10 protein-coding genes and 6 pseudogenes are annotated in these 13,400 nt (G+C 74.4%); 7 read left to right on the top strand and 9 right to left on the bottom strand.

The window, feature by feature from the left end:
* Window positions 1-194: 194 nt before the first annotated feature.
* The 5 genes and pseudogenes from KPL57_RS67120 to KPL57_RS23590 all read right to left on the bottom strand — a co-directional run bounded on the left by KPL57_RS67120 (window position 195) and on the right by KPL57_RS23590 (window position 3,921).
* Window positions 195-362, bottom strand: a complete 168-nt coding sequence (locus KPL57_RS67120) for a hypothetical protein (RefSeq protein WP_264198454.1) — start codon at window positions 360-362, stop codon at window positions 195-197.
* A gap of 74 nt (window positions 363-436) precedes the next feature.
* Window positions 437-691: pseudogene (locus KPL57_RS67115) on the bottom strand (hypothetical protein); the annotation flags it as partial.
* A pseudogene (locus KPL57_RS67110) lies at window positions 594-920 on the bottom strand (pyridoxal-phosphate dependent enzyme); the annotation flags it as partial. The pseudogenes KPL57_RS67110 and KPL57_RS67115, both read right to left, overlap by 98 nt.
* An 811-nt stretch (window positions 921-1,731) precedes the next feature.
* A pseudogene (locus KPL57_RS67105) lies at window positions 1,732-2,247 on the bottom strand (TIGR03089 family protein); the annotation flags it as partial.
* Between the two features lie 12 nt (window positions 2,248-2,259).
* Entirely contained in the window at window positions 2,260-3,921 is a 1,662-nt protein-coding gene (locus tag KPL57_RS23590) for an LCP family protein (protein WP_226353209.1), read from the bottom strand.
* Between the two features lie 404 nt (window positions 3,922-4,325).
* On the opposite strand from KPL57_RS23590, the gene KPL57_RS23585 reads away from it, so the two are divergent.
* The 6 genes and pseudogenes from KPL57_RS23585 (at window position 4,326) to KPL57_RS23560 (ending at window position 10,202) form a co-directional block, all read left to right on the top strand.
* Window positions 4,326-5,204: a glycosyltransferase family 2 protein gene (locus KPL57_RS23585; protein ID WP_226353208.1), complete on the top strand. Its 879-nt coding sequence runs from the start codon at window positions 4,326-4,328 to the stop codon at window positions 5,202-5,204.
* A 38-nt stretch (window positions 5,205-5,242) separates the two neighbouring features.
* The gene (locus tag KPL57_RS23580) at window positions 5,243-6,313 is read left to right on the top strand and encodes a sugar phosphate nucleotidyltransferase (protein ID WP_020625544.1); all 1,071 of its coding nucleotides are present in this window, start codon (window positions 5,243-5,245) and stop codon (window positions 6,311-6,313) included.
* 29 nt (window positions 6,314-6,342) lie between these two features.
* A pseudogene (locus tag KPL57_RS23575) lies at window positions 6,343-7,273 on the top strand (DNA-3-methyladenine glycosylase).
* A 19-nt stretch (window positions 7,274-7,292) separates the two neighbouring features.
* The gene (cofD, locus tag KPL57_RS23570) at window positions 7,293-8,291 is read left to right on the top strand and encodes a 2-phospho-L-lactate transferase (protein WP_226353207.1); all 999 of its coding nucleotides are present in this window, start codon (window positions 7,293-7,295) and stop codon (window positions 8,289-8,291) included.
* 27 nt (window positions 8,292-8,318) lie between these two features.
* Window positions 8,319-9,638 (top strand): annotated as a pseudogene (locus tag KPL57_RS23565) (coenzyme F420-0:L-glutamate ligase); the annotation flags it as partial.
* A 33-nt stretch (window positions 9,639-9,671) separates the two neighbouring features.
* Entirely contained in the window at window positions 9,672-10,202 is a 531-nt protein-coding gene (locus tag KPL57_RS23560) for an NUDIX hydrolase (protein WP_020627715.1), read from the top strand.
* A gap of 246 nt (window positions 10,203-10,448) precedes the next feature.
* On the opposite strand, the gene KPL57_RS23555 is transcribed toward KPL57_RS23560, so the two are convergent.
* A protein-coding gene (locus KPL57_RS23555) for an IS5 family transposase (protein WP_226353211.1) occupies window positions 10,449-11,287 on the bottom strand; the annotation gives its coding sequence in 2 pieces (ribosomal slippage) (window positions 10,449-10,663 and window positions 10,663-11,287; 840 coding nt in all).
* Between the two features lie 68 nt (window positions 11,288-11,355).
* Window positions 11,356-12,138, bottom strand: a pseudogene (locus KPL57_RS72605) (site-2 protease family protein).
* A gap of 405 nt (window positions 12,139-12,543) precedes the next feature.
* Here KPL57_RS72605 and KPL57_RS23545 point away from each other — a divergent pair.
* The gene (locus tag KPL57_RS23545) at window positions 12,544-12,777 is read left to right on the top strand and encodes a hypothetical protein (RefSeq protein WP_226353206.1); all 234 of its coding nucleotides are present in this window, start codon (window positions 12,544-12,546) and stop codon (window positions 12,775-12,777) included.
* Between the two features lie 44 nt (window positions 12,778-12,821).
* Here the strand turns inward: KPL57_RS23545 and KPL57_RS23540 are convergent, their stop codons facing one another.
* Entirely contained in the window at window positions 12,822-13,070 is a 249-nt protein-coding gene (locus tag KPL57_RS23540; protein WP_226353200.1) for an Lrp/AsnC ligand binding domain-containing protein, read from the bottom strand.
* Entirely contained in the window at window positions 13,067-13,324 is a 258-nt protein-coding gene (locus tag KPL57_RS23535; RefSeq protein ID WP_226353205.1) for an Lrp/AsnC family transcriptional regulator, read from the bottom strand. Before KPL57_RS23535 ends, KPL57_RS23540 begins: the two co-directional genes overlap by 4 nt.
* Between the last annotated feature and the right edge of the window lie 76 nt (window positions 13,325-13,400).

Genomic DNA, 13,400 nt, shown 5'->3' with positions numbered 1-13,400 from the left:
ATGCAGGTGCGGCTGCGGGTGACGAACTCCGCCACCGGGTAGGTCGTTGCCGGTGTCCAGGTGCTCGGTCACCACCAGCGACGGGGAGTAGTAGCTGACCTCGGTGCCGTCCGGCCCCGCGGACGTCGAACATCATCTCGGGCACGGTCGTGCACGGTAGGCGGCCCGGATTGCCAGCGTGTTGCGCGCGACGTCTACAGGATGAAGCCGAACAGCGGGCTGTCCGGCGGGATGGGCTCGATGTGCGGGGGAGCCTCCTGCATCCGCTTGAGCAGCGCGGGCAGGTCGTCCGGGGAGCCCAGCTCGATGCCGACCAGCGCCGGGCCGGTCTCCCGGTTGGAGCGCTTGGTGTACTCGAACAGGGTGACGTCGTCGTCCGGGCCGAGGACGTCGTCGAGGGGAAGCGGCGCAGCGCGCCCGGCTCCTGCGGGAACTCGACGAGGAAGTAGTGCTTGCGTCCCTCGAAGACCAGGGCGCGCTCGACGATGTCGGCGTAGCGCGAGACGTCGTTGTTGCCGCCCGAGATCAGGCAGAACCGTCGTCGCGTCGCGGGGGATGCCGAGCCGGTCCAGCGCCGCGGGGGGGACAGCGCCCCGGCGGGCTCGGCGATGATGCCGTCGGGACTGGTAGAGCGCGAGCATCTCGACGCAGATCCGGCCCTCGGGCACCGCGAGCAGCTCCACGCCCGCATCGCGCACCACGTCGAAGGTGGGCCGCGCCGACCTTGCGCACGGCGGCGCCGTCGACGAAGGGGTCCAGCGTGCCCGGTCCACCGGCTCGCCCGCGGCCACCGCGGCCGCCATGCTCGCCGCCCCGGCGGGCTCGACGCCCACGATCCGGGTCGACGGCGCGTGCTCGCGCAGGTAGGTGATGGCCCCGGCGAGCAGCAGCCCGCCGCCGCCGACCGGGACGACCAGCACGTCCGGCGGGTCGGCCAGCTCGGGGACAGGATCTCGCGGGCGATGGTGCCCTGGCCCGCGACGGTGCGCGGGTCGTCGAAGGCGGGGACCTGGGTGGCGCCGGTGGACTCGGCGTCGGCGCGGGCGGCCGCGGCGGCCTCGTTCGTAGGTGTTGCCGACCACCCGGATCTCGACGGCGTCGCGGCCCAGCCGCCGCGACGCGGTCCCGCTTCTGGCGCGGGGTGGTGCCGGGCAGGTAGACCCGCCCGGTCACGCCGAGGCGCTGGCAGGCGAACGCGACGCCCTGGGCGTGGTTGCCGGCGCTGGCGCAGGGACGACGCCGGCGAGACGGTCGGTCTCGGGCAGCTGTGCGCGATCAGGTTGTAGGCGCCGCGGATCTTGTACGAGCGGACCGGCTGGAGGTCCTCGCGCTTGACCCAGACCTCGCCGCCGAGCGCGTCGGACAGGCGGGGGTTGAGCTGCAGCGGGGGTCGGGCCGATGACGGCGCGGAGCCGGGCCGCCGCGTCGTCGACCGTCCCGGGCGCTCACAGAGGGGGTCACGGTCGACCAGCGTGTCATGACCCCCGGCCGGGGCCGCCGCTCACCCAGGCGCAGGGTGACCCGCTCGGTCTCGGCGGCCGGTCCAGGGCGGCGGGGTCGGCGGCCGGGTTCACCGTCTGAACCAGCGACGCCCCCGCCGCGAGAACGGCGAGCAGCCCGTCGCGCAGGCCGTCCGCGCTGTCCCAGCCGATGACCGACAGCACCCGGGCCGCCCGCGGTGATGCCCAGCGCGTCCGCCCGCTCCCGGGCCGTGGCCAGCACCTGCTCGCCGCTCGCGCCGTCCCAGGCCGGGGCCGCGCCGTCGACCGGGGTCCCAGGGGACGAACTCGTCGCCGTGCGCCCGGACCTCGGTCGCGAAGTCGACGGCCCCGCCGGCCAGGTCGCCCAGGCCGCGGCCGAAGAAGTCCAGCGAGAACGCGACGACCGTGCCCGCGCGGCGGCGAGCGCCACGTCGAGCCGCGCCGCGTCGGCGAGGACGACGTCGGCGCCCGCCGGGTTGCCGACGAGCTCCGCGCCGCAGGACCAGACGGCGAGCAGCGCCGCGACGGTCTGCCAGTGCGCGGGCAGCAGCGCCGCCACCCGGGTGCCCGGCTCGACGTCGACCTCGTCGCGGAGCAGGTTCGCCGCCTTCGCGGTCCAGTTCGCGGTCGTCGTGCCGGACAGCTCGGTCCGCTCGCCGGTCGCGTCGTCGTAGTGGGTGACCAGCGGGCGCGGGGCGGCGGCGCCGAGCGCCGGGCCGAGCAGTGCGTCGGTGAGGAACAGGCCGGAGCCGAAGACGGTGTCCATCGCCCCGGAACGCTACGTCAGTCGATGCACGGGACCCGCCCGCGGTGATCGGCGGGGTCGACGGCGCCGGGGCGGCGGCGGGCGCGGCCGCCGCGGCGCTGGTCCGGCCGCCGTTCGCGCGGTCGGTGCCGAGCAGGACCTGCACCCGGCCCTGGGCGACGGCGTCGGACTGCTCGACGCCGATCCCGCCCAGCGCGTCGGCGACCGGCGGGCGGCGGCGTCGCCGTCGGCCTGGCTGTAGCGGACCACCGAGGTGGTGCGGTCCGGGGCGTTGCCGACCTCGCCGGGGGTGAACCCGTTGCGGCCCAGGGTGTCGGCGACCTGCGCCGCGAGCCCGGTCACCCCGGACCCGTTCGCCACGTCGGCCACGACCGGCGGCGCCGCCTCCGTGGAGGTCGCGGCGGACTCCTCGGGCTCGGGCTCGGTGTGGCGGGCGACGAAGTCGCGGACCTCGGCGGGGTCGACGAGCAGCACGTCCTTGCCGCCGGTGGTCTCCGGGCCGCCGGTGGGGATGGTCAGGAAGTCCATCTTCCCGGCGGCGATCGACGACGCCTCGCGGGCGAAGCCGAGCAGGTCCCAGCCGCTGTCGATGACGACGGACTGCTGGATCACCTCGACCAGCGCGCCGAGCTTGCGGGGGTCGGTGAGCGTGCCCGAGGAGAGGACCTTGTTGGCGACGGCGGCGAGGAACACCTGCTGGCGGTTGATCCGTGACAGGTCGCCGCCGGCGAGGCCGTGTCGCTGCCGCACGAACGCGAGCGCGTCGGCACCGGAGATCGTCTGCGGGCCCGCGGGGAAGTCGGCGCCGGAGAAGGCGTCCTTGGCCGGGGCCTTCAGACAGACGTCGACGCCGCCGACGGCGTTGGTGAGGTTGTAGAAGCCGAGCAGGTTGACCTCGGCGAAGTGGTCGATGGCCAGCCCGGTGAGGTCCTGCACGGTGTCGATCAGCGCCTGCCGGCCGGCCTGCGAGGAATCCTGGTCGATCTGCCGGGGGTCGCGCACGCCCTCGGCGCCGAGCCGGGACGCGGTCTGCGCCTTCGTCTGCGGGTACGCCGCGTTGATCTTGTTGCGGCCGATCCCGGGGATCGACACCTCGGAGTCGCGCGGGATGGAGAACGCGGTCGCGCTGCTGCCGTCGGCGGGCAGGTGCACGACGATGATCGTGTCGGAGTTGAGGACGCCGGACTCGGCGCCGCTGCGCAGCTGGGCCAGGACGTCGGCGGGCAGCGGGTTGCCCTGCGCGTCGGTGCGGCTGTCCACACCGACCAGCAGGATGTTCTGCTCGCCCCCGGCGGAGCCGCCGAACAGCAGGTTCGTGGTGGTGATGCCGCCGGTGACGTCGCGGTAGAGGGTCCACGCGGCGCCGGTGAGCAGCACCGTCAGCGCCGACAGCACGGCGACGGCGAGACGCAGCCGGGCCAGCAGCCCGCGGCCCCGGGGTGGCCGTCCGCCGGTGCGCCCGTCGCGCGCCGGGTACGGCGGGTGCTCGTCGGGGCCGGTCCCGGCCCGGCTCCAGCCCGCGGAGCCCGCCGGTCGCCCGCGTGCGGCGCCGGTGTCGGGGCGGACGCGGGGCGAGCGGGACCGGACGTCGGGAGCGGTGGGGCGGCCGGACCGCCGGGCGGCGGCGCGCTCGGCCGCCGACGGGCGGGAGCGGTCCCGGTAGCTCTCGCCCATGCTCGCTCCCCTCGGGGTCCGTCTCGTCCGCGCAGCCGTGTCTCACCCGGACGGGGGAGTCCGGTGAACCCGGGCGCGCGCCGTGCGTCTCCAGGACCGGACACCCCGGTCGGGACCAGGGTGCAGCATCGGGACCCGCGCCGCGGGCCGCGCGGGCCTGCGTGTCGGGCCGCTCGCCCGGTCGTCGTAGGGGGTCGGGACTTGAGGGTGACGCACGGCTGTGGCGTGTCGCCGCAGCTCGGGGACGGTCCCGATATTAGGGTTACAGTATCGCGATCTCCGGTATGGTGACGGAGTGTGATCTTCGCTGGCGCGAACGGGCGGTGCCGCCGGGCCCGGTCGCACCGGTGCTGACTAGGTTGCCGGACATGCGCCGGGTGGACGGAGAAGGACGGGGAGACCAGGTGGCCGACGACGTGCGGTCCTACGGCGACGAGGTCGCCGTCGTCACGGTGACCTACTCGCCGGGCGCGCTGCTGGACACCTTCCTCGACTCGCTGCGCGGTGCCACGACCCGCACGGACGTGCCGGTCGTCCTGGCCGACAACGGATCCGTCGACGGCGCCCCGGAGCGCGCGGCCCGCGAGCGCGACCACGTGACGTTCCTGCCGATCGGGGAGAACGTCGGCTACGGCGCCGCCGCCAACCGCGGGGTGGCCTCGCTGCCCGACCGCTACGGCTGGGTCGTCGTGGCGAACCCGGACCTGGAGTGGGGCGCCGGGTCGCTCGACACCCTGCTCGACGCCGGCCGTCGGCACCCCCGTGCCGGGGCGCTCGGCCCGCTGATCCGCGAGCCGTCCGGCGAGGTCTACCCCTCCGCGCGTGAGGTCCCGTCGCTGCTCGCGGGCGCCGGGCACGCCGCGCTCGCGCCGGTCTGGCCCGCCAACCCGTGGACCGCGGCCTACCGGCGCAGCCGCGAGGACCTGACCGAGCGGTCGGCCGGCTGGCTGTCCGGGTCGTGCCTGCTCCTGCGGCGCGCCGCGTTCGACTCCGTCGACGGTTTCGACCCGCGCTACTTCATGTACTTCGAGGACGTCGACCTGGGGGAACGCCTGGGGCTCGCCGGATGGCGAAACGTGTACGTCCCCGGTGCCGATGTCGTACACGTGGGCGGAGCGTCCACGGGCAAGCCGGGGGTGTCGGCACGGATGCTCGCCGAGCACCACCGCAGCGCCTACCGGTACCTGGCCGACCGCCACCGCGGTCCGGTGCACGCACCGCTGCGTGCGGCCCTGCGTGCCGGCCTGGCCGTGCGCTCGGGTCTGCTGCGGCGGACCGGCTGAGCGCGAACGAGAAGAAGGAACCTGAGGGGGAACCTGCATTGCAGGACGTCGAGGCGGTCGTGCTGGTCGGGGGCAAGGGCACCCGGCTGCGGCCACTGACCCTGTCGGCGCCCAAGCCGATGCTGCCGACGGCGGGGGTGCCGTTCCTGGCGCACCTGCTGTCGCGGATCCGCGAGGCGGGCATCCGGCGGGCGGTGCTGGGTACGAGCTACCTGGCCGAGACCTTCGAGGAGCACTTCGGCGACGGCTCGTCGCTGGGGCTGGACCTCACCTACGTGACCGAGACCGAGCCGCTGGGCACGGGCGGGGGCATCCGCAACGTGGCCGGCAAGCTCTCGGCCGAGCACGTCATGATCTTCAACGGCGACGTGCTGGCGGGCACCGACCTGACCGCCGTCGCCGACACCCACCGGAGCACCGGTGCCGACGTGACGCTGCACCTGGTGCGGGTGCAGAACCCGCGGGCCTTCGGCTGCGTCCCCACCGACCCGACCGGCCGGGTGCTGGAGTTCCTCGAGAAGACCGAGGACCCGCCGACCGACCAGATCAACGCCGGGTGCTACGTCTTCCGTCGCGAGGTGATCGACACGATCCCCGCGGGCAGGCCGGTGTCGGTGGAGCGCGAGACGTTCCCCGACCTGCTCGCCTCCGGGGCGCACGTGCAGGGCCACGTCGACGTCGCGTACTGGCGCGACATGGGCACCCCCGGCGACCTGGTGCACGGCTCGGCGGACCTGGTCCGCGGGGTCGCGCCCTCGGCGGCACTGCCCGGCCCGACGGGCGAGTCGATGGTGCTGGAGGGGGCCGAGGTGGCCGCCGACGCGTTCGTGTTCGGCGGGACGACCGTCGGCCGCGGCGCCCGGATCGGCTCCGGGGCCCGGGTCGAGGGCTCCATGCTGTTCGACGGCGCGGTCGTCCGGGCCGGAGCGGTCGTGGAGAACTCGGTGATCGGGGCCGGAGCGGTCGTCGAGGAGGGCGCGAGCATCCGCGACACCGTGGTCGGCGACCGGGCCGTGATCGGCGCGCACTGCGAGCTGCGGCACAACATGCGGGTGTGGCCGGACGTCACGCTGCCGCCCCACGGGGTCCGGTTCTCGCCCGACGTGTGACCATCGGGGGCGTGGACGCGGTCGCCGTGGTGGTGGACCGGGAATGGCGGCCGCCGTTCCCGCTCGACCTGCACGGTGTGCTGGCCCCGCTGCGCCGCGGCCGGGGCGACCCCACCTGGCGCACCGCCGTCGACGGCGCCGTGGTCTGGCGGGTCTCGACGACGCCTGCCGGCCCCGCCACCGTCGCGATCCGCCGCCGGGGCCGACGGGGGCCCGTACGGCACCGTGCGGGCGACCGGCTGGGGACCGGGCGCGGCCTGGGAGATCGACCGGCTGCCGTCGCTGCTGGGGGCCGACGACGACCCGGCGGCGTTCGTGGCGCACCACCCGCTCGTCGCCGACGCGCACCGGCGCCGTCCCGGCCTGCGGCTGGGCTCCACCGGCCGGGTGTGGGACGCGCTGCTGCCCGCGGTGCTGGAACAGAAGGTCACCGGCACCGAGGCGCGCCGCAGCTTCCGCGAGCTCGCCCGGCGCTTCGGCGACCCCGCGCCGGGGCCCGCCGGGGTGGTGCCCGCCGGGATGCGGGTGCCGCCGACGCCCGAGCAGGTCCGGGCGATCCCCGAGTGGGAGTGGCACCGGGCCGGCGTCGACCACGCGCGCCGGACGGCGATCCTGCACGCCGCCGTCGTCGCCCACCGGTTGGAACGGGCCGCCGAGCTGGGCGGGGAGCAGGGCCGGGTGCTGCTGCGCCGGGTCCGCGGCATCGGGGTGTGGACGGCCGCGGAGACCGCCCAGCGCGCCTGGGGCGACCCGGACGCGGTCAGCTTCGGCGACTTCCACGTGCCCAACACCGTCGGCTGGGCACTGCTCGGCCACGACCTCGACGACGCCGGGATGCTCGAGGTGCTCGCCCCCTACGTCCCGCAACGCCAGCGCGCGGTGCGCTACATCGAGGCGTCCGGGTTCCGCCGCCCCCGGTTCGGGCCGCGGTTCTCCCCGCGCGACTACCGCTCGTTCTGACCGACGTAGGGTCGTACCCGTGAAGGTCACCGTACTGGTCGGCGGCGTCGGCGGGGCCCGCTTCCTGCAAGGCGTGAAGGTCGCGCTCGGACTGCCCGCGGTCGGCGCGGGGGAGTCCGAGCACGAGGTCTCCGCCGTGGTCAACGTCGGCGACGACATCTGGCTGCACGGGCTCCGGGTCTGTCCGGACCTCGACACCGTCATGTACACCCTCGGCGGCGGCATCGACGTCGAGAAGGGCTGGGGCCGGTCGGACGAGACCTGGTCGGTCAAGGCCGAGCTGGAGGCCTACGGCGCCGACGCGACCTGGTTCGGGCTGGGCGACCGCGACGTCGCCACCCACCTCGTCCGCACCCGGATGCTGCGTGCCGGCTACCCGCTCTCCCAGGTCACCGAGGCGCTCTGCCACCGCTGGCAGCCCGGGGTGCGGCTGCTGCCCGCCACCGACGACCGCGTCGAGACCCACGTCGTGATCGACAACCCCGACCCGGCCGCGGTCGAGGAGACCCCGCAGGTCGCGATCCACTTCCAGGAGTGGTGGAGTCGGCACCGGGCCGCCCCGAAGGCGTACCGCTTCGCCTCGGTCGGAGCGGACCAGGCCGCGATCCTGCCCGACGCCCGGGCCGCGATCGCCGGGGCCGACGTCGTGCTCGTCGCCCCGTCCAACCCGGTCGTGTCGATCGGCACCGTCGTCTCGGTGCCCGGGGTCGCCCAGGCCCTCGCCGCGACGCCCGCGAAGGTCGTGGGGCTGTCCCCGATCGTCGGCGGGGCGCCGGTGCGCGGCATGGCCGACGCCTGCCTGACCGCGATCGGCGTCGAGACCAGCGCCGAGGGCGTGGGCCGGCACTACGGCGGCCGCGGCGAGGGCGGCCTGCTCGACGGCTACCTGGTGCACACCGGTGACGCCGCGACCGTGCCCGGCGCGACCGTGCGCGAGGTGCCGCTGCTGATGACCGACCACGACGCGACCGCCGACATGGCCCGCGCCGCGTTCGAGCTGGCGGGCGTCGGTGTCTGACGGGGCCGACGGGCCGACAGGGCCGAGGTGGCCGGCGGTTTCCCCGACCACGCGTCGCAGAAGCTGGAGATCCTCCCGGTCCCCGGCCTGCCGGAGTTCCGCCCCGGCGACGACTTCGCCGCCGTCCTGGCCGAGCGGATGGCCTGGCTGCGCGACGGCGACGTCGTGGTGGTCACCAGCAAGGTGTTCTCCAAGGTCGAGGGCAGGCTGGTGCCGGCCCCCTCCGACGACGAGGAGCGCGACGCGCTGCGTCGCAGGCTGGTCGACCAGGAGACCGAGCGGGTGGTGGCCCGCAAGGGCCGGACGCTGATCGTGGCCGGGAAGCTCGGCATCGTGCAGGCCGCCGCGGGCATCGACGGCTCCAACGTCCGCCGCGACGAGCTCGCCCTGCTGCCCGTCGACCCGGACGCCAGCGCGGCCGGGCTGCGCGCGGGGCTGGCCGAGCGGCTCGGCGTCGAGGTCGGCGTCGTCGTCACCGACACCCTGGGGCGCAGCTGGCGGGTCGGCCAGACCGACATCGCGATCGGTGCGGCCGGGCTGCCGGTGCTGCACGGCTACTCCGGCGCCGTCGACGGCCAGGGCAACGACCTGGTCGTCACCGAGATCGCCGTCGCCGACGAGATCGCCGCGGCCGCGGACCTGGTGAAGGGAAAGCTCGGCGGGCTGCCGGTGGCAGTGCTGCGCGGCGCGGCCCTGCCCGACGACGGGTCGACCGCCCGCGACCTGATCCGGCCGATCTCCGAGGACCTGTTCTGGCTGGGCACCGAGGAGGCGATCGACCGCGGACGCCGCGAGGCGGTCCTGCTGCGGCGCAGCACCCGGGACTTCGCCGAGGAGCCGGTCGACCCCGACGCCGTGCGCCGCGCGGTGGGCGTCGCGCTGACCGCACCCGCGCCGCACCACAGCACCCCGTTCCGGTTCGTGTGGCTGCGCGACGCGGCGCGGCGCACCGCGCTGCTCGACGCCCTGCGCGAGCGCTGGCGTGCCGACCTGGTCGCCGACGGGCGCCCGGCCGACGAGGTGGAGCGCCGCCTCGCCCGCGGGGACCTGCTGCGCCGCGCCCCGGAGCTGGTGCTGGCGTTCCGGTCCACCGCGGGGATGCACGGCTACCCGGACGCGGCCCGCAACGCCGCCGAGCGGGACATGTTCACCGTCGCCGGCGGGGCGGCGGTGCAGTCCCTGCTGGTCGCGCTGGCCGCGGAGGGACTGGCGTCCTGCTGGGTCGGCTCGACGATCTTCGCCGCGGACGTCGCCCGGCGGGTCCTGGACCTGCCCGAGGACTGGGCGGCGCTCGGCGCGGTCGCCGTCGGTGTGCCGGTCGAGCCGATCGCCCCGCGCGAGCCGCGGCCGGTCGGCGACGCCTGCTGGAGCTGTGAACCCGTGGTAGCCCCGGCGACGGCTGCCCGCGAGCTCGCTGCCTGGACCCCGCCCGACGCCGGTCAGCGGGCTCTGCAGCACGCCCTGCTGGCCTTCCTGGACGCGCGCCCGGACGACGCCTGCGACCGCTCCTGCGTGCCCGGTCATCTCACCGCGTCGGCGCTGCTGCTCGACGCGACCGGCGAGCACACGCTGCTGACCCTGCACCCGCGGGTCGGGCGCTGGATCCAGCTGGGTGGGCACTGCGAGCCCGGCGACGGCTCGCTGCGCGCCGCGGCGCTGCGGGAGGCCACCGAGGAGTCCGGGATGGCGGGGCTGGAGATCGGCGAGCACCCGCTGCACGTCGACGTCCACCCGGTCACCTGCTCGCTCGGCGTCCCGACCCGGCACCTCGACGTGCGCTACCTGGTCCGCGCCCCGGCCGGGGCGACCCCGCGGATCAGCGACGAGTCGCTCGACCTGCGCTGGTGGCCGGTCGACGCCCTCCCGGACGACGACGACACCGTCGCGACGATGGTCGCCGCCGCCCGCTGACCTGCCGCCCCGCCCGCCCCACCCCGGCGGTGTCCGTTCGGGAGACCGGCGGCCGTTCGGGAGACCGGCGTCCGCTCGGGAACCGGCGCCCGCGCGAGACCGGCGTCCGCGCGCGGAACCGGCGTGCGCGAGCGACACCTGAGTCCGCGCGCAGAACCGGCGTCCGCGCGGGAAACCGACGTCCGCGCGCAGAATCGGGGTTCGCGCGCGGAGCGGTGAGCGGGGCTCAGAGCGTGTTTGGAAATTCTAGTGGGTTGAGGGTGTCGTGTGTTTCTGCTGGCGGGTGGCGGGGTATCCACGGGCGATGCGGCGGGTGATGGTGTTGATCGCGGCCCAGCGGATCATGGCTTCGGATGTGGTGGGGTGGCGTTCGTAGTCTCGGGCCAGGCGTCGGTGTGCGGTGAGCCAGGCCAGGGTCCGTTCGACCACCCACCTTCGTGGGAGGACGGTGAATCCGCGCTGCTCGGTGGCTTGCGGATGATCTCGATCGTTGTCTGCAGGATCGTGGCGGCCCAGTCGAGCAGTCGCCCGGCGAAGCCGGCGTCGGCGTAGACGAACCGCACCCTGGTGCGCAGGTAGAGGTTGAGCAGGATCGGCTTGGCGCCGTCGCGGTCCTGTACCGAGGCCGAGCACACCATCGTGGTCAGCAGCAGACCGAGGGTGTCGGTCACGATGAACCGTTTCCGCCCGCCTGTCTTCTTCCCGGCGTCGTAGCCGCGGGAGTCCTGGCCGACGGTGTCGGCGCCCTTGACCGACTGGGAATCGATGATCCCCGCACTCGGCTCCGGATCACGGCCCTCGGCGATACGTAACTGCCCCCGCACGACCGGGAGGATCTTCTCGGTGACCTTCTGCTGTTCCCACTGGTTGAAGTACCAGTAGACGGTCTGCCAGGGCGGGAAGTCCACCGGCAACGCCCGCCAGGCACACCCGGTCCGCACGACATACAAGATCGCGTCCAGCACGTCCCGACGAGCATGAGCAACAGGCCGCCCCCGCCGCGCGAGCGGCGGTAACAACGGCTCGATCACCACCCACTGGGCATCACTGGTGTCCGAGGGGTACCGGCGCGGTCGTTCCTGCATGCCGACCACGATGGAGCACCCCAGCCGTGTCGACCATCCCGACACACCCACCATTTCCAAACACGCTCTCAGAGGTTGCGCCAGAAGAACAGCTCGGAGTAGCCGAGCTGGAACAGCTGTTGGTTGCCGCCGGCGGCGCCGAAGAGCAGCTGGGTGACGGCGAAGAACAGTGCGCCCACCCCGGGCACGAACAGCAGCAGGGCGAGCAGCACGAACGGCGCCCAGGGCCGGCCCCGCTCGCCGAGGGCAGTGCCGGCACGGACAGGTACGGCTCCAGCACGCCCCAGCCGTCGAGGCCGGCACGGGCAGCATGTTCAGCACGAACGCGATGATCTGGAAGTAGGCGAGCGCGGACAGTCCCGCCGCGACGGGGATCGGCATCCCCGGGAACGCGGCCACCGTGATGATCAACACGATGCCCAGCACGAGGTTCGCCGCGGGGCCCGCCAGCGAGACCGCGCTGCGCCGGGCCCGCGACCGCAGCGCCACTGGTTGATCCACACCGCGCCGCCGGGGCAGCGGCAGCCCGCCGATCAGCAGGATGATCAGCGGCAGCACCAGTGACAGGCCGGGATCGGTGTAGCGCCGTACGTCGAGGGTCAGGTAGCCCTTCGCCGCGACCGAGTGTCCCCGCCGCGGTAGGCGGTGATGGCGTGCCCGTACTCGTGCAGGCACAGCGACACCACCCAGCCGCCGAGCACCATGACGAAGATCCCGAGGGTCGCCAGGGCCGGCGACTGGGCGGGGACGGCGGCGGCAGCGAGAACACCACCGAGCAGGGTGACGCCGAGGATCAGCAGGAACCAGGGGCTGATGCGGCGTGTCAGGGACGGCACGTACCCATACTCCATGTCGTCGGAGGAAACGTCCGCGCGCGACCCTTCACTCAATCGGCAGAGCCGGCTTGCACAGAGCGAGTGTCAGCGCTGTACTTACAGCGGTGTCATTCGCCAGTGCGTTGCGGGAGGTGGGCGAGTGGACGACGTCGAGGGGTTCATGCGGATGCTGCGGCCGGTGGAAGCCGAGCCGGTGGGGGCGGTCGAACGACCGGCCAGGAGATTGGCCGACTACGACCAGGTCGCCCAGATCCTGGACCTGAGGGGCCTGCTGGAACGACGCTCCGCCGAGGAGGTCCCGGACTGGCTGCTCCGGCGCGTCGACGGGCCGCCGTCGGACCGGCGGCCGGCTCGGAGGAGCTGGAGCGCTTCCGCAGGATCATCGATGCGGCGCCGAGCCTGCGCGACCACGCGCGACGGATGTGGGCCCGCCACGAGGCCGCGCTCGCGGCGGAGCTGGCCCGCGACGCAGGTCGGGACGAACCGTCACCGGCAGACCGGGTGCTCGCGCACGTCGTCGTCGGGATCCCGCCGCTGCTGCGTGAGCAGGCCGGTCGGGCCCGCGAGCACCTCGACGCCGCGTTCGCGCTGATCCGCCACGGCTACGACGCGGCCGGTAGGAGACGCGGCTCGGTAGGAGACGCAGCTCGGTAGGAGACGCAGCTCAGTAGGAGACGCGGCTCAGGTGGTGACGCTGCTCAGTAGGTGTCGGGCGCCCGGTGGTGCTCGAAGATCAGTGACGTGCGGGTGCCCGCGACCTCGGCCCAGGCGTTGAGCGTGCCGACCAGGTCGCGCAGTGCCACGGTGTCGGCGGTCGCGACCCGGATCATGTAGTCGTCCTCGCCGGCGAGGAAGTACACGTCGCGGACCTCGGGGCGGCGGGACACCCGGGTCACGAACTCGGCGAGCCGGTCGCGGGCGTCGGACTGCAGACGGACCGAGATCATCGCCTGCAGGGGTGGCCGGTCGCCGCCGGGTCGACGTCGGCGTGGTACCCGCGGATCACCCCGCTCTCGCGGAGTGCCCGGACCCGGCCCAGGCAGGTCGACGGGGCGATTCCCGCCCCCGCCGCGAGTGAGTTGTTCGGCGTCCGGGCATCCCGCTCCAGCTGGCGCAGCAGGGCGCGGTCGACCCCGTCGAGCCGAACAGGGTTCGACGACGGCGGCCTCTTCCGCGGCGTCGACGAAGGATCGTCGTTCATCAGAAGGCCTCAGAGAATCTTGCTCAGTTCTGTTGGCAGCTTATCGATGTTTCTTCACCATTGATGCAGGACAGGG

It is taken from the genome of Pseudonocardia sp. ICBG601 (assembly GCF_020496245.1).
This window is presented reverse-complemented; position numbering and strand designations above follow the sequence as displayed.